The 21748-nt window shown below is 63.2% G+C and carries 20 protein-coding genes; 14 read left to right on the top strand and 6 right to left on the bottom strand.

Annotated elements, in window-relative coordinates:
* The first annotated feature begins 66 nt into the window (after positions 1-66).
* Both PRZ03_RS10365 and PRZ03_RS10360 read left to right on the top strand, forming a co-directional pair.
* Positions 67-591, top strand: a complete 525-nt coding sequence (locus PRZ03_RS10365) for an isochorismatase family protein (RefSeq protein WP_263534567.1) — start codon at positions 67-69, stop codon at positions 589-591.
* Positions 592-812: 221 nt separating this feature from the next.
* Entirely contained in the window at positions 813-1289 is a 477-nt protein-coding gene (locus PRZ03_RS10360; RefSeq protein ID WP_273600234.1) for a hypothetical protein, read from the top strand.
* Positions 1290-1319: 30 nt separating this feature from the next.
* On the opposite strand, the gene PRZ03_RS10355 is transcribed toward PRZ03_RS10360, so the two are convergent.
* Positions 1320-3332 (bottom strand): SDR family oxidoreductase, encoded by a 2013-nt coding sequence (locus tag PRZ03_RS10355; protein ID WP_263534569.1) that lies wholly within the window; start codon positions 3330-3332, stop codon positions 1320-1322.
* 193 nt (positions 3333-3525) lie between these two features.
* On the opposite strand from PRZ03_RS10355, the gene PRZ03_RS10350 reads away from it, so the two are divergent.
* Positions 3526-4341 carry a phasin family protein gene (locus PRZ03_RS10350; protein WP_338109604.1) on the top strand — a complete coding sequence of 272 codons (816 nt, stop codon included), beginning with the start codon at positions 3526-3528 and terminating at the stop codon, positions 4339-4341.
* A gap of 42 nt (positions 4342-4383) precedes the next feature.
* Positions 4384-5592: a patatin-like phospholipase family protein gene (locus PRZ03_RS10345; protein ID WP_273600233.1), complete on the top strand. Its 1209-nt coding sequence runs from the start codon at positions 4384-4386 to the stop codon at positions 5590-5592.
* Between the two features lie 204 nt (positions 5593-5796).
* On the opposite strand, the gene PRZ03_RS10340 is transcribed toward PRZ03_RS10345, so the two are convergent.
* Together PRZ03_RS10340 and PRZ03_RS10335 are read right to left on the bottom strand one after the other, a co-directional pair.
* On the bottom strand, positions 5797-7284 hold the full coding sequence (locus tag PRZ03_RS10340; protein WP_273600232.1) for a carboxypeptidase M32: 1488 nt from the start codon (positions 7282-7284) through the stop codon (positions 5797-5799).
* Positions 7285-7375: 91 nt separating this feature from the next.
* Positions 7376-7867 (bottom strand): YqaA family protein, encoded by a 492-nt coding sequence (locus tag PRZ03_RS10335; protein ID WP_273600231.1) that lies wholly within the window; start codon positions 7865-7867, stop codon positions 7376-7378.
* A 133-nt stretch (positions 7868-8000) separates the two neighbouring features.
* Between PRZ03_RS10335 and dusB the strand changes: the two genes are divergently transcribed.
* The 3 genes from dusB to purH all read left to right on the top strand — a co-directional run bounded on the left by dusB (position 8001) and on the right by purH (position 10980).
* Positions 8001-9071, top strand: a complete 1071-nt coding sequence (gene dusB, locus PRZ03_RS10330) for a tRNA dihydrouridine synthase DusB (protein WP_273600230.1) — start codon at positions 8001-8003, stop codon at positions 9069-9071.
* A 20-nt stretch (positions 9072-9091) separates the two neighbouring features.
* Positions 9092-9325: a Fis family transcriptional regulator gene (locus tag PRZ03_RS10325; protein ID WP_263534774.1), complete on the top strand. Its 234-nt coding sequence runs from the start codon at positions 9092-9094 to the stop codon at positions 9323-9325.
* A 74-nt stretch (positions 9326-9399) separates the two neighbouring features.
* Entirely contained in the window at positions 9400-10980 is a 1581-nt protein-coding gene (gene purH, locus PRZ03_RS10320) for a bifunctional phosphoribosylaminoimidazolecarboxamide formyltransferase/IMP cyclohydrolase (protein WP_273600229.1), read from the top strand.
* 39 nt (positions 10981-11019) lie between these two features.
* Here purH and PRZ03_RS10315 read toward each other — a convergent pair whose 3' ends face one another.
* Positions 11020-12834 carry an OPT/YSL family transporter gene (locus PRZ03_RS10315; RefSeq protein ID WP_273600228.1) on the bottom strand — a complete coding sequence of 605 codons (1815 nt, stop codon included), beginning with the start codon at positions 12832-12834 and terminating at the stop codon, positions 11020-11022.
* Between the two features lie 56 nt (positions 12835-12890).
* Here PRZ03_RS10315 and PRZ03_RS10310 point away from each other — a divergent pair, with 56 nt between their 5' ends.
* The 7 genes from PRZ03_RS10310 (at position 12891) to PRZ03_RS10280 (ending at position 20939) form a co-directional block, all read left to right on the top strand.
* A complete protein-coding gene (locus PRZ03_RS10310) occupies positions 12891-13532 on the top strand; it encodes a DJ-1/PfpI family protein (RefSeq protein ID WP_263534576.1) in 642 nt (213 codons plus the stop codon).
* 84 nt (positions 13533-13616) lie between these two features.
* A complete protein-coding gene (locus tag PRZ03_RS10305) occupies positions 13617-15026 on the top strand; it encodes a coniferyl aldehyde dehydrogenase (RefSeq protein ID WP_273600227.1) in 1410 nt (469 codons plus the stop codon).
* Entirely contained in the window at positions 15023-15532 is a 510-nt protein-coding gene (locus PRZ03_RS10300) for a hypothetical protein (protein ID WP_263534578.1), read from the top strand. Before PRZ03_RS10305 ends, PRZ03_RS10300 begins: the two co-directional genes overlap by 4 nt.
* On the top strand, positions 15529-17139 hold the full coding sequence (locus tag PRZ03_RS10295) for a GMC family oxidoreductase (RefSeq protein ID WP_273600226.1): 1611 nt from the start codon (positions 15529-15531) through the stop codon (positions 17137-17139). Before PRZ03_RS10300 ends, PRZ03_RS10295 begins: the two co-directional genes overlap by 4 nt.
* A gap of 77 nt (positions 17140-17216) precedes the next feature.
* On the top strand, positions 17217-18851 hold the full coding sequence (locus PRZ03_RS10290) for a M28 family peptidase (protein WP_273600225.1): 1635 nt from the start codon (positions 17217-17219) through the stop codon (positions 18849-18851).
* A gap of 448 nt (positions 18852-19299) precedes the next feature.
* On the top strand, positions 19300-19929 hold the full coding sequence (locus tag PRZ03_RS10285; RefSeq protein ID WP_263534585.1) for a lysophospholipid acyltransferase family protein: 630 nt from the start codon (positions 19300-19302) through the stop codon (positions 19927-19929).
* Positions 19926-20939, top strand: coding sequence for a phosphatidate cytidylyltransferase (locus PRZ03_RS10280; RefSeq protein ID WP_263534586.1), 1014 nt, complete (start codon positions 19926-19928; stop codon positions 20937-20939). The genes PRZ03_RS10285 and PRZ03_RS10280 overlap by 4 nt, the downstream gene beginning before the upstream one ends.
* A 215-nt stretch (positions 20940-21154) precedes the next feature.
* On the opposite strand, the gene PRZ03_RS10275 is transcribed toward PRZ03_RS10280, so the two are convergent.
* Positions 21155-21451 (bottom strand): hypothetical protein, encoded by a 297-nt coding sequence (locus tag PRZ03_RS10275; RefSeq protein ID WP_263534587.1) that lies wholly within the window; start codon positions 21449-21451, stop codon positions 21155-21157.
* Positions 21448-21747, bottom strand: a complete 300-nt coding sequence (locus PRZ03_RS10270; protein WP_263534588.1) for a hypothetical protein — start codon at positions 21745-21747, stop codon at positions 21448-21450. Before PRZ03_RS10270 ends, PRZ03_RS10275 begins: the two co-directional genes overlap by 4 nt.
* Position 21748: the final 1 nt, after the last annotated feature.

The raw sequence follows: 21748 nt of genomic DNA, 5'->3' as shown, positions 1-21748 counted from the left end.
GCTCCAAGGCCTGTCGATTGAAACAATCTGCCCATCGATTCACCACCTCAACCGAGACCACTCCCCATGAAACATGCGCAAGCCCTGATCGTCATCGACGTCCAAATGGACTATTTCCCTGGCGGCAACTACCCGCTGCACCATGCCGAGGGCGTGCTGACGCAGGTCGAAGCGGCCATCCACAAAGCGCGGGCGGCGCAGATACCGGTGATCCTGGTGCAGCACATTGCCGATCCGGCCAAGGGCCCGTCCCCGTTCTTCAATGCGGACAGTGCCGGCGTCGCGACACACCCGCGCGTGCTGGCCGCCGCAGCGCAGGCGCCGCTGGTGATCAAGCGTTTTGCCGACGCCTTTGACGACACCACCTTGACGCAGACTCTGAACGAATTAGGCGTTAGCGAGCTGCTGATCTGCGGCATGATGACGCAAAACTGCGTCACCCATACCGCCATCTCCAAGGCGGCCGAGCGCTACGCCAAGGTCAGCATCCTTTCAGACTGCTGCACCACCGTCACCGAGATGCTGCACCTGATCGCACTCAGCGCAGTGTCCCGACGCGTCAATGTGCTGCCCCTGGCCGAGGCGCTCTAAAACCTGCGTCACCGGTGGCATGCCAACTCCGTCACGGGTCGACAAGGCCCTGCAAAGCGGGCAACAAAGAAGCCGCGCCAACAAAGCCAGCGGCTTGCCGCCTATGTCACGAATCAGGCGCCTGCGTGACCGCTGGGGCCTGTTCAGCGACCGATGCTGCTTTGAGAATTGCGTCAACGGGCCAAGTGTTGGCCCCGCAACAAGCCAGCCGAGGTATCGCCATGTTCACAGCCAGCGCCAAAACTCTGACCCGCAGCCTGCTCTTGGCTGCTGCGGCCTTGGCCTGCGCCGCGCCGACGCTGGCCGCACCACAAGCGCTGGGCGACGAGGAAATGCGCTCGGTCAATGGCGGCGCGCAAGCCGGCCCTCTGCTCGCCGCATCACTGGGCATGTCGCTGCCGGGTCTGCTGGACCTGCTGGGCAGCGACAAGCTGGCGGCCACCAAATCCAAACTCTCGCCGGCCGAATTTGCCGCCGCCATCCAGGCCGCAGGCTTGAGCGGCGCCTTGCAAAGCGGCTACGACGGCCAAGGCGGCAGTCAGGTTTCCATGGGCGCCGCCAAATTGAACATGCAAGTCGGCCTGGCCGATCTCTTGAGCGCCGGCGCTGGCTCTTACAACGCCGGCAACTCGATGGGATCGATTGCCATCAGCAATTTGGATGCCGGTGGGACCCGCTTGCTGGTCTGGCATCACTGACAGCAGCGGCGGCCACGCCGCCTTGCCAAATCAGAAATGAATCCCCTTCATCATCTGCTGCATCGCGATCGCCTCGGGTGAGAGCTGCGATTTGCCGCTCTTGCCCAGCTTGTCGCCCTTGGACGCATCGCTGTCCGGGAACATGCGGAAGGTCGTGTTCATGACGATCTGCGCGACGCGCGGCATCGCTGCATGCAGCAGCTCGCCCGTGATACCTAACCTCGTCGCCACCCGCACCGGCTTCGAGATGCAGGCCTGTGCCACCATATCGGCTGCTTCTTCCGGCGCCAGCGTCGGCACGTTCTTGTAGATCTGCGTCGGCGCAATCATCGGCGTGCGCACCAAGGGCATATTGATGGTGGTGAAGGTGACGCCCTGGTCGGCAAACTCCGACGAGGCGCAGCGCGTCCAGGCATCCAGCGCGGCCTTGCTGGCCACATAGGCCGAGAAGCGCGGCGCATTAGTCAGCACGCCAATGCTGGAGATATTGACCACATGGCCCTTGCGCTTGGCCACCATGCCGGGCAGCAAGCCCATGGTCACACGCAAGCAACCAAAATAGTTCAGCTGCATGGTGCGCTCGAAGTCATGGAAGCGGTCGTAGCTGCCCTCGATGGCGCGGCGGATCGAGCGGCCGGCGTTGTTGATCAAATAGTCAACACCGCCGAAAGTCTCGGTCAGCCAGGCGACCATCGCCTTGCAGCTTTCTTCGTTGGAGATGTCGGCCGAGTAACTGTGTATCTTGGCGTCAGCACCGGCGGCGGCGCGGATCTCGGCGACTGCCTCAGCCAGCTTGACTTCATCGCGCGCGCAGATCACCGTGATCGCACCGGCTTCGGCAAACTTGATAGCCGAAGCCAGGCCGATGCCGCTCGAACCCCCGGTGACCAACACCACCTTGCCGCCGCAAGCACCGCGCAGGCTACGATCGATGAAGAGATCGGGGTCGAGGTGGCGTTCCCAGAAGTCCCACAGTCGCCAAGCGTAATCATGCAGATTCGGACAGGCGATACCGCTACCCTTGAGCGCAGCGGCCGTTTCGCGGCAATCGAAGCGGGTCGGGTAGTTGATGAAGGTGAACATATCGTCCGGCAGACCCAGATCCTTCATCACCGCATTGCGGATGCGCCGCACCGGCGCCAGCGCCATCAAGCCCTTCTTCACGCTCTTGGGGATGAAGCCCAGCAGTGCGGCGTTGATGAACAGATTCATCTTCGGCGCATGCGCGGCCTTGGAGAAGATGTCCAGCACATCGCCAACGCGGTAGCCCACCGGGTCGACCAAATGGAAGCAGCGCCCCGTTGCGCGGGTCTGATGGCTGATGTGATCGAGCGCGTCAACGACAAAGTCGACCGGCACGATATTGACCCGCCCGCCTTCCAGACCGATCGACGGCAGCCAAGGCGGCAAGATCTGGCGCAGGCGCTGAATTGGCTTGAAAAAATAGTAAGGGCCGTCGACCTTGTCCATCTCGCCGGTCTTGGAGTCACCGACCACCATGGCCGGGCGATAGACCGTCCAGGCTCGCTTGCACTCCTGCCGGACGATCTTCTCGCTCTCATGCTTGGTGTTGAAGTAGGGGTGATCCAGCCCCTCGGCCTCGTCGAACATATCCTCGCGGAACACGCCTTCGTACAAGCCGGCGGCTGCGATGGATGAGACATGGTGCACATGCCCGGCCTCGATAGCGGCCGCAAACTCGACCATGCTGCGCGTGCCGTCCACGTTAGCGGCCATCTGCGAGGCCTCGTCGGCCTTCAAGTCATAGACGGCGGCGAGGTGGTAGACATGGTCGATCTGACCCTTCAAGGCCTTCAGGTCGGCCGCCGACACGCCGAGCTTTTTGCCGGTTAGGTCGCCAAACACTGGCAGCGCGCGAGCCTTGCCTGACTTGGCCAGGCCCCAGAACTCCAGCAACTCGGGCAGCTTGTCGCGGCTTTCCTCACGCATCAGGAAGTGAACCGTGCTGCCGCGCCGCGCCAACAGTTTCTTGACCAAGCGCTTGCCGATGAAGCCGGTCGCGCCGGTGACGAAATACTGCATGTTTGTCTCCTTTGTCTAGCTCGGATTCTTGACCATCTGGAAGGGCTTGCTGATGCGCGATTACCCGCAGTTCGCGCGACCGATCTGGTGAGAACTCACTAGGAACCCTGTACACATCGGCGCCTATGGCATTTATAGTGAAAGGCATCCAAGCGCGATCCGTGCAAACACACCACCACCAAGGACGAACGACATGGTCAAGAAGCTTCAGAAGATGGCAGCCAAGAAGAACACCGCTTCCAGCGCGGGCTTTGCCTCGGCCCTGCCGGCCGGCCTGCTGGACAGCCAGCTTGCCCAAGGCATCAAGGACTCCGCACAACATATCTGGGCCGCCGGGCTGGGTGCCTTCGCCAAGGCGCAGGGCGAAGGTGGCAAGGTCTTTGAAGCGCTGGTCAAGGAAGGCCTGCACCTGCAGAAAAAGACTCAGTCTGCGGCCGAAGAAAAGCTCGGCGCCATGGCCAGCAAGGTCACCGATATGGCCGGCGGCGTGGGCAATAAGGCAGGTCAGCATTGGGACAAGCTGGAATCCATCTTCGAGGAACGCGTCGCCCGCGCCCTGAACCGCCTGGGCGTGCCCTCGGCCAAGGATGTGGCCGAGTTGATCGCCAGCATCGACGCGCTGAACGCGGCTGTGGGCATCAAGGCCCCGGCGAAAAAGGCCGCCAAGGCCGCAGCAAAGGCAGCTGACAAGCCGACAGTGAAGCCAGCAGCAAAGCCGGCGGCTAAAAAGGTCACGGCCAAAGCTCCCGTTAAAGCACCCGCCAAAGCGCCCGTTAAAGCCGCCGTCAAAGCAGCTTCTGCAAAAGCCGCTCCCGCCAAAACAGCCGTGAAAGCCGCAGCCAAATCCGCTGTGAAGGCCGCCCCGAAAGCAGCCGTCAAGCCAAGCGCCAAGCCTGCAACGAAAGCGGTGCCAACACCGTTCAAGAAGGCCGCCACCAAGAAGGCAGCTGCTCCCGCAGCAGCCGCCAGCGAAGTGGCGCAGACCGTCGCAGCGGCCGTCGAGTCCTGAGTTCGGCCACGCGCCTAAGTCTAGCCACCCTGGGTCCATCGCTTGAAACCTGAGGACAAAACGGCTCCGCGAATTGGCTTGGCGCTGGCAGGCGGTGGGCCTTTGGGGGCCATCTACGAAATCGGCGCGCTGTGTGCACTGGAAGAGGCGATTGACGGCCTCTCCTTCACCGAATGTGACGGCTTTATCGGCGTCAGTGCGGGCGGCTTTATCGCCGCCGGCCTGGCCAACGGTATAAGCCCGCGCGACTTGTGCGCCGCCTTCATCGAAAACCGCGACTACTCGCCCGACAGTTTCGACCCGGCCGAGTTGCTGCGGCCAGCCTGGGCCGAATACCGCTCACGCCTGAAGCTATTGCCCAAGCTGCTGTTTCGCGCAAGCTGGGCCGCCTTGGTACAGGGCCGCTCGGTGCTGGGTTCTTTCGAACGCCTGGGTGCGGCCTTGCCGACCGGACTGCTGTCCGGGGAAATCCTGGCCGCACAACTGAAGCTGCTGTTCAGCCGCCCCGGCCGCAGCAATGACTTCCGCCAACTGACAAAGCGCCTGGTGCTGGTGGCCACCGATCTGGACAGCGGTGAGGCCACGCCTTTTGGCCTGCCCGGCTGGGATCACATTCCGATCTCGCAGGCCGTGCAAGCCAGCGCTGCTTTGCCGGGGCTGTTCCCTCCGGTATCCATCGAAGGCCGGCATTATGTGGACGGCGCACTGAAGAAGACCTTGCATGCGTCGGTGCTCTTGCAAGAAGGCCTGGATCTGCTGATCTGCCTGAATCCGCTGGTGCCCTATGAGTCTGACCCGGCCGACTCGACACGCACCAAACGTGCCCGCATCCCGCACCTGGTCGACGGTGGCCTGCCCTTGGTCTTGAGCCAGACCTTCCGCTCGCTGATCCACTCGCGGCTGGAACTGGGCTTCAAGCGCTACGAACACAGCCATCCGGAAACCGACATCTTGCTGTTCGAGCCCGATCACCGCGACGCCGAAATGTTCCTGGCCAACACCTTCAGCTACTCGCAGCGTCATCATCTGGCCGAGCATGCCTACCAAAGCACCCGTGCTGCGCTGAAGCAGCGCGCGCCGCATTTGGGCAAACAACTGGCGCGCCATGGCTTGCGGCTGAACACTGAGGTTCTGGATGACCCCAGTCTGCGCCTGCTGGGCGAGCCGGGTGAGCACCGGATGGCGGCCGCGCTGCGCGATTTGCGCCGCACGCTAAAAACACTGCAGAGCAAGCACAGCCCTACATCGTGAACCCGTTCACGTTCGGCGGTTCGACCCCCTATGAACATGGGGATGCGCAGGCCCGATCAAGCCGCCAGAATTGCATCCAAGCAATGAGAAACAAGCTCTGAGAGGCGTGAACGGGGTAGAGGCCAGCAGCGTCAATGAAATGCTCAGAACTGAAAAGGGGAACCCGCAAGGGCTCCCCTTTTTTTCTTCACCAAACGCGCGGCATCAAGCCAAGTAACGGGCCTGCAAATGGGCCTTGAAATGCGCCGGGTTGAGCGTTTCACCGCTGGCCGCCTTGACCAAGTCGGGCGTTTCCAAGCGGCTGCCCTGCAGCCAGATATTGCTGCGCAACCAATCGAACACCGGCGCCAGATTGCCGGCGGCAATGTCGGCGTCAAGCGTCGGGCGGCTGCGGCGAATGGCGGCGAACCACTGGGCCGCATACATCGCGCCCAAGGTGTAGCAAGGGAAATAGCCGAACAGGCCGCAACCCCAGTGCACGTCCTGCATGCAGCCGTCCTTGTAGTTGCCGCGCGTGTCCACGCCCAGCAGTTCCATCATCTTGGCATCCCACAGCGCGGGGATGTCCTCGCACTCGATCTGCCCTTCGATCAAGGCGCGCTCGATCTCATAGCGCAGGATCACATGGGCCGGGTAGGTCACTTCGTCGGCATCGACGCGGATGAAAGCGGGGTGGACGCGTGTCAGCAGGCGATTCAAGTTAGCCGGCTCAAAGGCGGCCTGCGCGCCCAAATGCTTGGTTACCAAGGGGCTCAGCAATTGGGCAAAGGCCGGATGGCTGCCGAGCTGCATCTCGAAGCTCAGCGACTGGCTCTCGTGCAAGCCCATCGAACGCGCATTGGCCAGCGGCTGACCCAGCCATTCGCGCGGCAAATTCTGCTCGTAGCGGGCATGGCCGGTTTCATGAATGACGCCCATCAGGCTGGGCAAAAAGTCATCCTCACGGTAGCGCGTGGTGATGCGCACATCCTCGGGCACGCCACCGCAAAATGGGTGGGCGCTCTCGTCCAGGCGGCCGGCCTCGAAGTCAAAACCGACCAACTGCATGGCCGCCAGGCCCAGCGCGCGCTGGGCTTCTTTGGCGAAAGGACCTTGTGGGCGAAGCGTGGTCTCCTGGGCCTGCTTGGCCTGCACATCCTTGATCAACTGCGGCAGCCAGCTGCGCAGATCACCAAACACCCGGTCCACTTCGGCCGCGCGCATGCCCGGCTCATATTGATCCATCAAGGCGTCGTACAGGCCTAGGCCGCTGCTCTCGGACAGGCAGCGCGCTTCTTCGCGCGCCAGCCTGACGCATTCGCGCAGCAGCGGCAGGTAGCCAGCCCAGTCATTGGCGGGGCGCTGGGTGCGCCAAGCATGTTCGCAGCGCGAGTTGGCCAGCGACTTGGCTTCGACCAGGCTTTGCGGCAAGGCGTTCGATGACATCCAGACACGGCGCATTTCGCGCAAATTGGCGCGCTGATCCGCGGTCAAGGGCTCGCCCGCTGCGGCGTCCAGCAGCCCCTTGAGCTGTGGCTCGGTCGCCAGTTGATGCAGCATGCCGCCCATCTCGGCCAGCGCCAGCGAGCGCGCTTCATTGCCCTTGGACGGCATATTGGCGGACTGGTCCCATTGCGCCATGGACTGCAGGTGCGCCAAGCGGTGCAAGCGTTGATGGCGCTGGTAAAGATCGTTGTAAGCGGGTGTGCTCATAGTGGGGTCAATGGCCGGTAGGCATCAAAGGGCTGGGAGGTTGGAGCCGACATTGTCCACGCTGGACGGCCCAGCTCGGCCGTCCCAAAACTCATACCGACCCCGGGAATACCCATAGCAAGGCCGCCGTCATCAAGACATAGCGGATGAACTTGCCCACGGCCATATAGGCCACACAGGGCCAAAAAGGCAGGCGCAACCAGCCGGCCAGCGCACACATGGGGTCGCCGACCACCGGCAGCCAACTCAGCAAGCAAGTCTTGGCGCCGAACCGGGAAAACCAGGCCAAAACCCTGGGGTTCGGAGGCTTGCGATGGGTGGCGCGCTCATAGGCGGCCTCAGCGCCATAGCCCATCCACCAACTGATCGCGCCGCCCATGGTGTTGCCCGCCGTCGCCACCAAAATCGCCGGCCAGAACAAGGCCGGGTCAGCCTTGATCACCAAAAACACCGCCGGCTCCGAACCCAGGGGCAGCAAGGTGGCCGAGACCAAGGCAATCAAAAACACGCTGATCAAGCCCACTTCCGGCACGGCCAAGAGCACAAACAAGCTGCGTAACAATGATTCCAAATGGGCTTCCATGGCCCTCATTATGGGCAGGGCTGGCGGCGCAGGCTCGGTGGGCGGCAGATAGCGCTGGGCGAGCTGGCTACCCAGCCTTGCCCCGAGCAGGTATAATTTTGCCTCTTTTTTAGGCAAAGCCCTCCCCTCCCCCATGTCCGCCAAGCAACCGGTCCTGCAGATCGGTCCCCATCTCCTGCCGAACAATCTGTTCGTGGCGCCCATGGCCGGCGTCACCGACAGGCCGTTCCGCCAGCTCTGCAAACGCATGGGTGCAGGCTACGCCGTGAGCGAAATGGTGACCTCGCGCAAGGACTTGTGGAGCAGCCTGAAGACTTCGCGACGCGCCAACCACGAGGGCGAGGCCGGCCCTATCGCCGTGCAGATTGCCGGCACCGACGCGGCCATGATGGCCGAAGCCACGCGCTACAACATTGAGCGCGGCGCGCAGATCATCGACATCAATATGGGCTGCCCGGCCAAGAAGGTGTGCAATAAATGGGCCGGCTCGGCCCTGATGCAGGACGAGGCGCTGGCGCTGGAGATCATTGAGGCGGTGGTGGAGGCGGCGGCGGCCCATGGCGTGCCGGTCAGCTTGAAGATGCGCACCGGCTGGTGTGCGAGTGAAAAAAATGCCCTGCGCCTGAGCCTGGCTGCCGAAGGCGCCGGCGTGGCCATGGTCACCGTGCATGGCCGCACCCGTGAGCAGGGTTACAAGGGCGAAGCCGAATACGCCACCGTGGCGGCCGTCAAAGCGGCGCTGAGAATACCGGTGGTCGCCAATGGCGATATCGATTCACCGCAAAAAGCCCGGGATGTGTTGGCCTTGACCGGCGCCGACGCGGTAATGATTGGCCGCGCGGCCCAGGGTCGGCCCTGGATTTTTGCGGAAACCGCCCATTTCTTGGCCACCGGCGAGCCTCTGCCCGCACCCACCGTCACCCAGGCGCGCGACTGGCTGGTCGAACACCTGCATGATCACTACAGCCTCTACGGCGAGCTGACCGGCATGCGCACCGCGCGCAAGCATATCGGCTGGGCCGTCGCAGACTTGCCCGGTGGCGAAGCATTTCGCCAGGAAATGAACCTGCTGGAGAGCAGCGCGGCGCAAGTCAAGGCCTTGCAAGCTTGGTTTGACACACTTGGGGCTTCCTATCAGCGCTTGCCCTATCTTGCCAAGCTGCCAGAAGCTCGAACAATAGCTCCCCATGAATACAAGCAATAAAGATTGAGACAACAGGCATGATGACCCCGAAAACAATCGATGCCTGCGTGCGCGACAACCTCGAAACCTATTTCCGCGACCTGGACGGCGAGGAGCCGCACTCGATGCATGAAATGTTGATCCAAGTGGTCGAGAAACCTCTGCTGGAGGTGGTGATGAAACACGCCGCCGGCAACCAAAGCAAGGCCGCCGAATGGCTGGGTATCAACCGCAACACGCTGCGGCGCAAGTTGACCGAGCATAAATTGCTCTAGCCCGTTCGAGCACAAGCAAGCGCAACTCCCCCCGCGCGAACGCATCTTTCTAACGTAGTAGCTCCCCGCACACCATGTCCAAACTGACCGCCCTGATCTCCGTGTCCGACAAGACCGGCATTCTCGAATTCGCCACCGCGCTGAACAAGTTGGGCGTGCGCCTGCTGTCCACCGGCGGCACCGCCAAGCTGCTCGCAGATGCTGGCCTGCCCGTCACCGAGGTGGCGGAGCACACCGGCTTCCCCGAAATGCTGGACGGCCGCGTCAAGACCCTGCACCCCAAGGTACATGGCGGCTTGCTGGCCCGGCGCGACCTGCCCGAGCACATGGCGGCAGCGGCCCAACACGACATCACCATGATCGACATCCTGGCCGTCAATCTCTACCCCTTTGAGGCGACCGTGGCCAAGCCCGGCTGCACGCTGGAAGACGCGATCGAGAACATCGACATCGGCGGCCCGGCCATGGTGCGCTCCGCCGCCAAGAACTGGAAAGACGTGACCGTCTTGACCGACGCCGGCCAATACGCGCAAGTGCTGGAAGAACTCAAGAGCAGCGGCAAGACCAGCGACAAGACTCGCTTTGCCGCCTCGGTCGCCGCCTTCAACCGCATCGCCCAATATGACGCTGCGATCAGCAATTACTTGAGCGCACGTCAGGATGATGGCTCACTGGCCGAGTACCCCGCGCAGATGAACTCCACCTTCGTCAAGGTGCAGGATCTGCGCTACGGCGAAAACTCTCACCAGACCGCCGCCCTCTACCGCGACCTCTATCCCGCGCCCGGCTCCCTGGTGACCGCCAAGCAGTTGCAAGGCAAAGAGCTGAGCTATAACAATATCGCCGATGCCGACGCCGCCTGGGAATGCGTGAAGGCTTTTGAAGCTCCGGCTTGCGTCATCATCAAGCATGCCAACCCATGCGGTGTGGCCGTGGCCGAGAACGCCGCTGCCGCTTATGCCAAGGCACTCAAGACCGACCCAACCTCGGCCTTCGGCGGCATCATCGCCTTCAACCGACCCGTCGATGCGGCGGCCGCCACCCATGTGGCCAAGCAGTTTGTCGAAGTTTTGATGGCGCCGGCCTTCAGCGATGAAGCGCGCGCCATCTTCGCTGCCAAAGCGAATGTGCGTCTGCTCGAAATCGCGCTGCCGGCCGGTGGCTCAACGCCGTTCAGCCAAGGCCGCAACGCGGTCGACAGCAAGCGCGTCGGCTCCGGCATCCTCTTGCAAACCGCCGACAACCATTTCCTGAAGGCGGCCGATCTGAAGGTCGTCACCACCAAGCAGCCTTCGGCGCAAGAACTTCAAGACTTGTTGTTCGCCTGGACCGTCGCTCAATATGTGAAGAGCAATGCCATCGTCTTCTGCGCCGGCGGCATGACGCTGGGCGTCGGCGCGGGCCAGATGAGCCGCATCGACTCGGCCCGCATTGCCAAGATCAAGGCCGAGAACGCCGGCCTGACCTTGACCGGCTCGGCCGTCGCCAGCGACGCCTTCTTCCCCTTCCGCGATGGCCTGGATGTGGTTGTTGACGCCGGTGCCACCAGCGTGATTCAGCCCGGTGGCTCGATGCGTGACGACGAGGTGATCGCCGCCGCCAATGAGCGCGGCATTGCGATGGTGTTCAGCGGTGTGCGCCACTTCAGGCACTGAAGAAGGAAACAAACCCGACACCGGGTTTGTTTCAGCGCTTTAGACCAAGGCCGCCAAGCCCACGAGCCCCAGGCCTAAAGCGGCCAAGGCGTCGCCGGCAATCAGCCCACCTCCGACCAAGGAGGTACTGCTCATGTCCTCGGGCAAGTCCAGTTCGCTGGCCTTGGCCTTGGGTTTCAAGGTATTGATCAAACTCGACACCACGCCACCGGCCGCGAACCAGACCGAGGTCGGCAGGTTGACAAAGCCGCCAAAGGACGAGGCATAGGGGCTGGGCAAGAACACCGCGTCAAGGCAGAAGTCGACGCTGAAGCCGAGCTTACCGCTGGCCACATAACGGCGATACACAGCGTTGGACTTGATCAACTTGCGCAAGACCTCGGTCACCAGGCCGACCGCCATTCCCAAGAGAATCGCTGTGGTCTGAAACGGCTTGGGCTCGGTCAGGGTGCTCAGCACGCCGACAAATTTATAGGTCATCGCCGAGGTCCATTGCGTCGGCACCTGTTCGGCGCTCATCACCGTTTGGTCCAGCTTCAGCACCGGATAGGCCGCCATGAAGACATGTGCGATCGCTACCGCGAGCACGGCACCGAGCAAGATGCCCGCCACCTGAAAGCGGAACTGAATCGTCCGGTTCGTGCCCAAGCGCCAGCCGGTCGAGCGGTCTTGCTGCATATCGCCGGCCACGCTGCTTGAGATGAACACCACGCTGGCGACCATCAGACCCAGGACAGGGTCGCGCAAACCGATCGCGGCCAAGATCAGGACCGTCACCACAAAGGCCGAAGAAATCGGATTCGAGTCGGTCAAGCCCAGCGAGATGCCGTTGACGAGGGCAAACACATAGACCAAGGCCACGGCGATCAACATATAGATCAGCGGCTCATTGAAGAACTGCACGCCGGCCACCACCGTGGCCACCGTCCACACCGCCACCCAGCTCAGCAGGCGCGGCAGGCTGGCCCGCGGGCCTGTGCGCTGCTCCTCGGGCACAAGGGTGCGCACACCCGGATCGCGCAAGCGCGCGACGGCGCGCCACAGGATCAAGCTCATATCGATCACGGCGGCGCCCAGAATCATGCCCAGTGCAATCAGGAATGCAATTTTTCGGAAGGGCTCGCCATCCTTGAGCCAGCCAATGCTGATGAAGTAAGGCGCTAGCGCCCAGAACACCAGGCCACCCAAGAGCGCCGGCAAGCCGACCCGCGCGCCAACGATCAAGCCCGCACCAAAGGTCGAGGTCGACAGCTCGATCGCTCCCAGCGCCGCAACCTTGGCCGCAGCAAAACCGCCTGCCAGACCGGCCGCCATGCCGCCGAACAAGCGCGACACCGACTGGCGCAACAGCACCGGATCGGTCAGCGCACGCAGGATATTGGCAACCGCCAGCCCCGAGGGAAAAACCAGCTGCATGCGCTCGACCAGGATGGGCGTGTAAAGCATGCCGATGCCAGCGGCCATCATGCCTATGCACAGCATATAAGTTACCAGCTGCCAGGCGGGAGGCTGGGGCATGCCCATCCAGGTCATCGCTTGTATCAAGGTGCTCATCGCCATCATGCCGGCCACCGAAGCGGCGGTGGTCTGTATGTAATTGGCGCCATGCTTGCCCTCGCTGCCGTAACCAAAGGTCACGACGGAGCCCAAGATGCCGGCCAAGACCTGACCCCCGACATAAAAGCCGATCGAGAAATTCATGAAGGCGGCCGCGATGCCACCCAAGGGCCCGAGCACCAACATGCCGATGGCGGCCAACAAGGCGTAATAGCCGGCCGAGCCGACCGGCGGCAGCCAGGCCCAGCGGCGGGTATCGGTATGAATCTCTTGCGGGTCAGGGCTGAAAGCGGACATGGCGGGCAAATAAATTGGTGTGGCGCGCACTGTAGTCCTCGGTTCACAATCCGACCATGCGTGAAGACACCCCCCATCCACTCTCTCCAGGCTCCCCAGTTTCGGTCGCCATCCTGAGCTTTGATGGTTTCAACGAGCTGGACAGCTTTATCGCGCTGGGTCTGCTCAACCGCCTTCGGCCCCTGGGCTGGTCGGCGCAGCTGTGCGGCCCCGGCCACGCCGTCACGTCGATGAACGGCGTTACCGTGCAGTTGCAACGCCCGCTGGAATGGGCCAATGAGGCCGATGTGGTGCTGTTCGGATCGGGCATCTACACGCGGGCGATTGCCGAGAACTCCGCGTTGCTGGATCGCCTCCAACTTGACCCCTTGCGCCAGCTGATCGGCGCGCAATGCTCGGGCACCTTGCTGCTGGCGCGCTTGGGCCTGCTGGGCGATATGCCGGCCTGCACCGATTTGACGACCAAGCCCTGGGTGGTGGAGGCCGGTGCCCGAGTGATCGATGAGCCCTTTCAGGCACGCGGCGCCGTCGCCACCGCCGGCGGCTGCCTGGCGTCTCAATACCTGGCCACCTGGGTGATGCTCAAGCGCGCCGGCGAAGCGGCCACCCGCGAGGCGCTGCATTACGCCGCACCGGTCGGTGAAAAAGACGTTTACGTGGAACGCTTGTTGACGCGGGTGAAGCCGTTTTTGTTCTAGACCCAGCTCCCTAGTCAAGGGCCATTCCGCTTGGCCTGCCTGGGCATTGCGGTTAGCCTACTGAGAGAACAAGCAGGAGACCCGATGAACCAAACGCTGCAAGAACGATTGCACCTGGCGCTGGAGCTGCAGCGCAGCGCCTTCCGTGCCGAGATGAACCCGAGCCTGGCGGTGCGCCTGGACAGGCTGCAACGCCTGAGGGCCATGACGGCCAAGTACAGCGAGGCGCTGGTGGCGGCCATCTCCAGCGATTTCGGCCACCGCGCACCTCAAGAAACGCTGCTGGCCGATATCTTCACGGTCGAGTCGGGTGTCAAACATGCGCAAAAGCATCTGAAGGCCTGGATGCGCACCCGCCGCATGCCAACCGCGCTGCACTACCTGCCCGCCAGCAACCGGCTGATGCGCCAGCCACTCGGCGTGGTCGGCGTGGTCTCGCCCTGGAATTACCCCTATTACCTCGCGATGGCGCCGGCACTGGCCGCGCTGGCCGCTGGCAACCGGGTCATGATCAAGCCCTCAGAGTTGACCCCGGCGACCTCGGCGCTGATGGCCAAGATGGTGGCCGAGTTCTTCGCGCCGGAGGAGATGCAGGTCATCACCGGCGACGCCGATGTCGGCCGCGCCTTCACCCAACTGCCTTTTGATCATTTGTTCTTCACTGGCTCCACCGCAGTCGGCCGCCATGTGGCGCAAGCTGCCGCGCAAAACCTGACCCCGGTCACGCTGGAGCTGGGCGGCAAGAGCCCCGCGCTGATTGACCGCAGCTGCAATTTGCAGCTGACCGCCGAGCGCCTGGCCTACGGCAAGCTGCTCAATGCCGGCCAGACCTGCGTGGCGCCCGACTATCTTTTGGTGCCCAAAGAAATGGTCGAGCCGCTGGCCGAAGCGATTGTCAAAGCAATGCAGCGCCTGTTCCCGACGCTGGAAGGCAACCCCGACTACAGCAGCATTGCCGCCGAGCGCCACTTGAGCCGCCTGCAAGGCTTGCTGAGCGACGCCAGGTCGCGCGGCGCTCGCCTGCTGCCCACCCACCAGGAAACGATGACTAGCCGCAAGCTGGTGCCCCACCTGCTGCTCGACGTGACAGACGAGATGGCGGTCATGCGCGAAGAAATCTTCGGCCCGCTGCTGCCCATCGTGGGCTACACCCAGGTTGAAGAAGCCTTGGCCTATATCAACAAGCATGAGCGCCCGCTCGCGCTGTACTGGTTTGGCCAAGACGAGGCCGCGCAGCAGCATGCCATGGAGCAGACCCATGCCGGCGGCGTCACCATCAACGACTGCATCTGGCATCTGGGCCAGGAGGAACAACCCTTTGGCGGCGTCGGCGCCAGTGGTATGGGGAGTTATCACGGCGAATGGGGTTTCCGCACCTTCAGCAAGGAAAAGCCGGTCTTCAGTCAAGCCCGTTTTGCCGGCACCAAGCTGTTCTATCCGCCCTATGGCAAGACCTTCACGACGCTCTTGAACCTGCTGAAGAAAATCGTATGAAAAGACGCAGCCTCTTGAAGTTAGGCCTGGGCGGCGCCGTGCTGCTGGGCCTTGTCGGCGGCGGCATGGCGCTGCTCAAGCCGGGCCTGGTAGACAAGCATATGAGCCCGTCTGCGCGCGAGTTGATGCGCGCAGTCGCTTTGAGCGTGATGGACGGGCTTTGGCCCGCGCCCGGGGCCGCCCGGGACGCGGCCCTGCAAGCTCATCTGGACCGGGTGGACGCCAATATCGGCGGCTATCCGGCGGCCGTGCGGGCCGAACTCTCGCAGCTTTTTGCCTTGCTGAGCAGCAGCGGCGGCCGCCTCGCACTGATAGGCATGAGCCAAGACTGGCCCAAGGCCAGCGTGGCCGAGATTCAAGAACTGCTGAACGAATTGCGCCTATCCAGCCTGGACTTGCGCCAGCAGATTTATCACGCGCTGCGCGACCTCAACACGATTGCCTTCTTCACCGCGCCCGAGCATTGGGCCAGCACCGGCTACCCCGGACCGAGAGAGATTCCATGAGTTCTATCGCTGACCCGATCAAAGCAGGCCTGGCACGTGGATGGAAGGTGTTAGGCCAAGGCCATGCCGCCCTGCCGGCCAGCCTGGACTGCGATGTGGCCATCATCGGCAGCGGCGCCGGCGCCGGCATCACCGCCGAGTTGCTGGCCAAGGCCGGGCTCAAGATCGTCATCATTGAAGAAGGCCCACTGCGCTCCAGCTCCGACTTCAAACAGCGCGAGGCCACCGCCTACGCGGAGCTGTACCAAGAAGGCGCCGGGCGCAAGAACGCCGACCAGTCCATGAACATCCTGCAGGGCCGCTGCGTCGGCGGCAGCACCACGGTCAACTGGACCGGTTCCTTCCGCACGCCGCCCGACGCTTTGGCGCAATGGGTCAAGGAATTCGGCCTGAGCGACTGCAGCCCGGACAAGCTCGCCCCCTGGTTCGAGCAGGTCGAGAAACGCCTCAATATCAGCGACTGGTTGGCCGAGCCCAATGGCAATAACGATGCCTTGCGGCGCGGCACGCTCAAGCTGGGCATTTCGAGCAAGGTTGTGCAACGCAACGTCAAGGGATGCTGGAACCTGGGCTCTTGCGGCATGGGCTGCCCGACCAATGCCAAGCAGTCGATGCTGATCACCACCATCCCCTCCGCGCTGGACCTGGGCGCCACGCTCTTGGTGCAGACGCGCGCGCAGCGCTTGGCGCTGCAGGGCGACACCGTGCAGGCGCTGATCTGCCTGCCGGTCGGCCTGGACGGCTCACCTAACGGTCCGGAGCTGCGCATCACGGCGAAACACTTCGTCGTCGCCGGCGGCGCGATCAACTCGCCCGCGCTGCTGCTGCGCTCGAACGCCCCCGACCCGCACAGCCTGCTCGGCAAGCGCACCTTCTTGCACCCCACCGTCGCCAATCATGCACAAATGCCCGCGCCGGTCGAGGGCTGGGCCGGCGCCCCCTTGAGCGTCTTCTCGGATCATTTCCTGCACCAAGGTCCGGTCGATGGGCCGATAGGCTACAAGTTGGAAGTCGCACCAGTGCACCCCGGTTTTGCAATGACCAATCTTGGCGGAGTGGGCCCCACGCTGGCCGAGCGCGCCCAGCTCATGCCCTATGCCAATGTGATGATTGGCCTGCTGCGCGACGGCTTCCATGCCGAATCAAGCGGCGGCCAGGTCAGCTTGAAGAGCGACGGCAGCCCGCAGCTGAACTACCCGCTGAATGCCTACTTGCTCGACGGCGCCCGCCGCGCCCACCTGAGCATGACCGAGATCCAGTTCGCCGCCGGCGCCAAAACCGTGCGCCCCGTGCATGAGCTCACACGCGACTATGGCTCTTGGGCCGAGGCCAAGGACGCCATCAACAAATTGCCGTACAAACCCTTCCTCACCACCGTGGGCAGCGCCCATGTGATGGGCGGCTGCCGCATGGCAGCCGACGCCGGCCGCGGCGTGGTGCGGCCGGACGGCCAGCATTGGCAGCTGAGCAATCTGTCCGTGCATGACGGCTCCGTCTTCCCCACCAGCATAGGCGCCAACCCGCAGGTGTCGGTCTATGGGCAAGCCGCCAGGATGGCGAGCGGCCTGGCCAAGCGTTTGAGCGGGCGCGAAGTTCGCCTGGACTAGGGGATAGTCCGCGCGAAGCGGACTATCGACGCAGTGTCTAATGCCGGCTTCGCCCTAGCGGCAAACCTGCACGGATCATGCGCTTCAACGCCCTTCTTTTCAGCCTGGCCGCAGCCCTCTCCTTGACGGGGCCTGCTTGGGCGCAGAACGCCGCAAGCGCTGGCCCTGTCGTGGATGAGGTGCCGCTGCGCGCCCATTTGGCCTTGCTGTCCTCTGATCTATTCGAAGGCCGCGGCACCGGCCAGCGCGGCGGCGAGCTGACTGTCGCCTATCTGGAAACGCAGGCCAAGGTGCTGGGTCTGCAGCCGGCTGCACCCGGCGGCAGCTACCGCCAAGCCGTGCGCCTGCTGGGCACAAAAACGCTCCAAGCGCAAAGCCAGCTGCGCATCGAAGGTGGCAGCAAGAGCGGTCCTATGCCTGCGCTGAAGTTCGGCAGTGACTGGGTCTATGGCAGCGGCAATGGCCAGGCGATGAATGCCTTTGGCGAAGAGCTGGTGTTTGCCGGCTACGGCATCAGCGCGCCTGAGGAGCGCTGGGACGACTTCAAAGGCCTGGACTTGCGCGGCAAGGTCTTGATCGTGCTGGCCAACGATCCCTACCCCACCGAGGCCGAACCCGGCCGCTTTGCCGGCAAGGCCATGACGATTTACGGTCGCCGGGGTTACAAATTTGAGGAGGCGCTGCGCCGCGGCGCCAAGGGCGTGCTGGTGCTGCACACCGAGGCCTCTACGCTGAGCAGTTGGAGCGTGGTCAGCCAAGGCGCTTTGAGCGAGCAGTTCCAGCTCGACGGCGGCAAGCTCGGCCTGCCCCTGCAGGGCTGGATCAGCCAGCCGGCGGCCCAGCAGTTGTTTGCCAGCGCCGGCCTGGACCTGGACGCTTTGCGCGCACAAGCCGAATCGCGCGAGTTCATGCCCGTACCCTTGGGTCTGCGCCTGCAAGGCGAGTTGCACACCGAACTGCGCCGCCTGGAGCAATTCAATATTGCCGGCCTGGTACCGGGCAGCGACCCCAAACTCAAGGACGAGTTGCTCATCTACACCGCCCATTGGGACCACCTCGGCAAGACGACGAATGCGAGCGGCGAAACGCAGATCTTCAACGGCGCGGTGGACAACGCATCGGGCACCGCCGCCCTGCTGGCCATGGCGCAGGCCGCCGCGCTTCAGCCGGCGCGGCGCAGCCAGATGTTCCTGTGGGTGGCGGCCGAGGAGCAAGGCCTGCTGGGCAGTGCCTGGTACACGCAGCAGCCGCTCTGGCCGCTGGTGCGCACGGCGGCCAACCTGAACCTGGACACCCTGAACTTTGTCGGCCGCACCCGCGACATCGGTGCCCATGGCGCCGAGCGCAGCGACTTGGGCGCTGTGGCCGCGCAGGTGGCCGAACAAATGGGGCTGAGCATCGCGCCGCCGCGCGTGGACGTCGGCGGCTACTACTTCCGCAGCGACCATTTCAGCTTCGCCAAAGCCGGCGTGCCGGCCTTTTCGGTCAGCAGCGGCAGCCAATACCAGGGCGACGTCGCCGCGCAGACCGCCAAGCGCGCCGCCTACGGCCAGCGCTACCACCAAAGCAGCGACCGCTACGACCCCAGCTGGGACCTCTCAGGCATGCGCGAGCAAGCGCAGTACACGCTGACCTTGGGGCGCTCGATTGGCAATGCCGAGACGATGCCGGCCTGGAAGGCGGGCGACCCGTTTGGTGCGGTCAAGCGCTAAGGATTGCAGCATCGCTTGCCTTCCCTCAAGCCCCTTCATCCAACAGACCGCCAGCGGCAAAATTCGCCAAGCTTCTCGTTGCAAGACCCTGCCCAAACTGTCAAAGACCGCATGGCTTTTCCAATTGGGCCGCAGCGAACTCATCGGTGATGCGACCGTTGAAATGCAAACGCTGCTCGCAGTTTTTTCACCAGACCGGACTGCAGGCATGGTTCTGGTTCATGACCATCTTTCCAACGGGCTTGTTTTTCTCGCTGCACTGGGCCTTGGGCGTGGCAGCAATCGCGATTGCACCCAGCACGATGCTCGCATACGTCAGCCGAAAGTACCCACTCGTGGCCGGCCCAAAGCATGGCTGAAGCTAGCGATGGAGTTTGGCTAAGGCCGAACTTGCACGTGCTGCCTGAAGCTCGTTTGAGTGCCACACAAACTTCGCTACCATGGCCCCATGTCGTTAGCTCAATTCACTGGACTGGCTCTGGCCGGCATCGCCCGCCTGATCACCGGCGCGCAAGGTCATTGGAAGGGCTGCCCGCCGATGGCGGAGCAGCGCATTTATTTCGCCAACCACCAAAGCCATTTCGATTGGGTCCTGATCTGGGCCGCGCTGCCGGGTGACCTGCGGGCACAAACGCGGCCGATCGCGGCGCGCGACTACTGGACCAGCAGCCCGCTCAAGGCTTGGATTACCAGCGCGGTGTTCAATGCGATCTATGTCTCTCGCACCCGGGCCACACCGGATGAAGATCCGCTGGAGCCATTGATCGAAGCCCTCGCCCAAGGTGACTCGGTGGTGATATTCCCCGAGGGCACGCGTTCCAACAAGGGCGAGCCCCAGGCCTTCAAGGCCGGTCTTTTCCACCTGGCCGAGCAGTTCCCGCAGGTCAAGCTGATCCCCACCTGGATCGACAATGTGCAGCGTGTGATGCCCAAGGGCGAAGTGGTGCCGGTGCCGATTTTGTGCACCGTGACCTTTGGAACGCCGATGCAGCTGGCCCCCGATGAAGACAAGCGGGCGTTTCTGGCCCGTGCCCGCGCCGCCGTGCTGGCGCTGCGCCCCGACGGAGGCCGCGCATGAACTGGGACTGGCTTAAAGCACCCAACCCCTTGAGCGCCTGGACGGCCAGCGAGCAAGTGGGGTTGCTCTTCGTGATCCTGTTCGGCGTTCTGCTGCTGACCAGCATAGGCAGCTTTCTGAACAGTTTGCGAGAGGCGGGCGGCGGCCAGGATGCCTTGGCGGCTCAAGCGCGCCGCCAGCGCTTTGCCCATGAATTGAGGCTGGCCTGGTTTGGCTCCACCGTGTTTTGGCTGGCCTGGGTGGCGGGGCCGATCGGCGCGACGCTGCTGTTCGGCGTGCTCTCCTTCCTGGCCCTGCGCGAGTACATCACCCTCTTGCACACTCGCCGGGGCGACCACCGAAGCTTGCTCTTGGCTTTCTTTGTGATCTTGCCCATGCAGTACGCATTGACGGGCGGGCGCTACTTCGATTTGTTCTCGGTGCTGATCCCGGTGTACAGCTTTCTGGCGATTCCAGTCGTCAGCGCCTTGGCCGGTGACCCGGCGCGTTTTTTGGAACGTAACGCCAAGATTCACTGGGGCATCATGGTCTGCGTGTACGGTCTTTCGCATGCGCCGGCGCTGCTCTTGCTGGAGTTCCCTGGCTACCTGGGCAGCGGCGCTTTTCTGCTGTTCTTCCTGGTGGCGGTGGTCGCTTGCGGGCAGTCGGCGCAACTCGCCGCCACCCGGCGCCTGCGCAGGCGGCCGCTGGCACGCCAGATCAGCCGTGACTTTTCGATGCGCGCCTGGTGGATTGGCGCGATCGCGGCCGGCCTGGCCGGCGGCGCCTTGTTCTGGATCACGCCCTTCAAGGCCAGCCAAGCGATGCTGATGGCATTTGTCGCCTCCGGCGCGGGCAGCTTCGGCGGGCTGATCATGCAGGCCCTCAAACGCGATGCGGGCGTCAACAACTGGGGCAATCTCAGCGCCATCACCGGCGCCGTCGGCCTGCTCGACCGCATTGCGGTGCTGTGCTTCGCCGCACCGGTGTTCTTTCACTCGGTACGCTGGTATTTCCAGTTGGCACTTTGAGCGCTTACTGGCGGTGGATGTTGGGGCGGCGGGCGGCTGCCACGTGCCTTGAGCTGCTGCCCATCACGCCAGATCAATCGTCGCTGAAGGGCTGTAAGCCGAACTTGCATGCCGCCAAAGTAAACACCAAAGGTCGTCCTGCGATGGACGCCAATGAGCGAGAACTCGTGGCAAAAAAGCGGCCTTCAAATTCACATCTCTTACGACAAAAAGGCTTACTTGGCCTTGATCGTGATGCCCTGTCTCTGCAACTCTGCCACCATGCGCTGGGCATTGGCGTTGCCTTGTGTGGCAAGTGCCTGGGTAGCGTTGACCAGTGCATCGCCTTGTTCGCGCAACTTGGCAGCCTTTTCCAGTGTTGGGGCCAGTGCCGCAGACTGTGCGTTGAGCTGATTGCGCTCGGCCACCAGTTGCACTGCCTGAAAGCCTAGCCAGCCCACCAGCGCCACGCCCATCAAGAGCACGGGCACAAAGGGGCTGCGGGTGTCATTGCTGTTCATATTGGCGCTCATGGTTTCTCAACGGCAGCAGCCGTTGCCGGTGCTGGGTTGGGCGTGACTTTCAGGCCCAAGCTGCCCAGCATGTCAATCAGCGCACGGTCATTGTCTTTGAGGGCCAACTGCGCAAGCGAGGTGGCGATGTTGGTGTAGATGCCTTCCAACTGGCCGGTTTGCTGCAAGTAGCCCTGTTTTTGGGCCAGCTCGGCCTGCGCTGTTTGGTTGGTGCTCAGGAGCACACCATTGAGCAGGGCCAGCACCACGGCAAGCGCTGCCAGTAGGGTGGTCAGGATGTATTGCGCTTTAGTCATG

The organism is Roseateles albus (assembly GCF_028595345.1).
GTDB classification, from domain to species: Bacteria; Pseudomonadota; Gammaproteobacteria; order Burkholderiales; family Burkholderiaceae_C; genus Paucibacter_A; species Paucibacter_A albus.
Note: the sequence above shows the minus strand (reverse complement) of the source record. Positions and strands in the feature narration are given on the sequence as shown.

Excerpts from the sequence above, each read along its gene's own strand:
- PRZ03_RS10365 (WP_263534567.1), top strand. The coding sequence starts at position 67 with ATGAAACATGCGCAAGCCCTGATCGTCATCGACGTCCAAATGGACTAT.
- PRZ03_RS10360 (WP_273600234.1), top strand. The coding sequence starts at position 813 with ATGTTCACAGCCAGCGCCAAAACTCTGACCCGCAGCCTGCTCTTGGCT.
- PRZ03_RS10355 (WP_263534569.1), bottom strand. The coding sequence starts at position 3,332 with ATGCAGTATTTCGTCACCGGCGCGACCGGCTTCATCGGCAAGCGCTTG.
- PRZ03_RS10350 (WP_338109604.1), top strand. The coding sequence starts at position 3,526 with ATGGTCAAGAAGCTTCAGAAGATGGCAGCCAAGAAGAACACCGCTTCC.
- PRZ03_RS10340 (WP_273600232.1), bottom strand. The coding sequence starts at position 7,284 with ATGAGCACACCCGCTTACAACGATCTTTACCAGCGCCATCAACGCTTG.
- PRZ03_RS10335 (WP_273600231.1), bottom strand. The coding sequence starts at position 7,867 with ATGGAAGCCCATTTGGAATCATTGTTACGCAGCTTGTTTGTGCTCTTG.
- dusB (WP_273600230.1), top strand. The coding sequence starts at position 8,001 with ATGTCCGCCAAGCAACCGGTCCTGCAGATCGGTCCCCATCTCCTGCCG.
- PRZ03_RS10325 (WP_263534774.1), top strand. The coding sequence starts at position 9,092 with ATGACCCCGAAAACAATCGATGCCTGCGTGCGCGACAACCTCGAAACC.
- purH (WP_273600229.1), top strand. The coding sequence starts at position 9,400 with ATGTCCAAACTGACCGCCCTGATCTCCGTGTCCGACAAGACCGGCATT.
- PRZ03_RS10315 (WP_273600228.1), bottom strand. The coding sequence starts at position 12,834 with ATGTCCGCTTTCAGCCCTGACCCGCAAGAGATTCATACCGATACCCGC.
- PRZ03_RS10310 (WP_263534576.1), top strand. The coding sequence starts at position 12,891 with ATGCGTGAAGACACCCCCCATCCACTCTCTCCAGGCTCCCCAGTTTCG.
- PRZ03_RS10305 (WP_273600227.1), top strand. The coding sequence starts at position 13,617 with ATGAACCAAACGCTGCAAGAACGATTGCACCTGGCGCTGGAGCTGCAG.
- PRZ03_RS10300 (WP_263534578.1), top strand. The coding sequence starts at position 15,023 with ATGAAAAGACGCAGCCTCTTGAAGTTAGGCCTGGGCGGCGCCGTGCTG.
- PRZ03_RS10295 (WP_273600226.1), top strand. The coding sequence starts at position 15,529 with ATGAGTTCTATCGCTGACCCGATCAAAGCAGGCCTGGCACGTGGATGG.
- PRZ03_RS10290 (WP_273600225.1), top strand. The coding sequence starts at position 17,217 with ATGCGCTTCAACGCCCTTCTTTTCAGCCTGGCCGCAGCCCTCTCCTTG.
- PRZ03_RS10285 (WP_263534585.1), top strand. The coding sequence starts at position 19,300 with ATGTCGTTAGCTCAATTCACTGGACTGGCTCTGGCCGGCATCGCCCGC.
- PRZ03_RS10280 (WP_263534586.1), top strand. The coding sequence starts at position 19,926 with ATGAACTGGGACTGGCTTAAAGCACCCAACCCCTTGAGCGCCTGGACG.
- PRZ03_RS10275 (WP_263534587.1), bottom strand. The coding sequence starts at position 21,451 with ATGAGCGCCAATATGAACAGCAATGACACCCGCAGCCCCTTTGTGCCC.
- PRZ03_RS10270 (WP_263534588.1), bottom strand. The coding sequence starts at position 21,747 with ATGACTAAAGCGCAATACATCCTGACCACCCTACTGGCAGCGCTTGCC.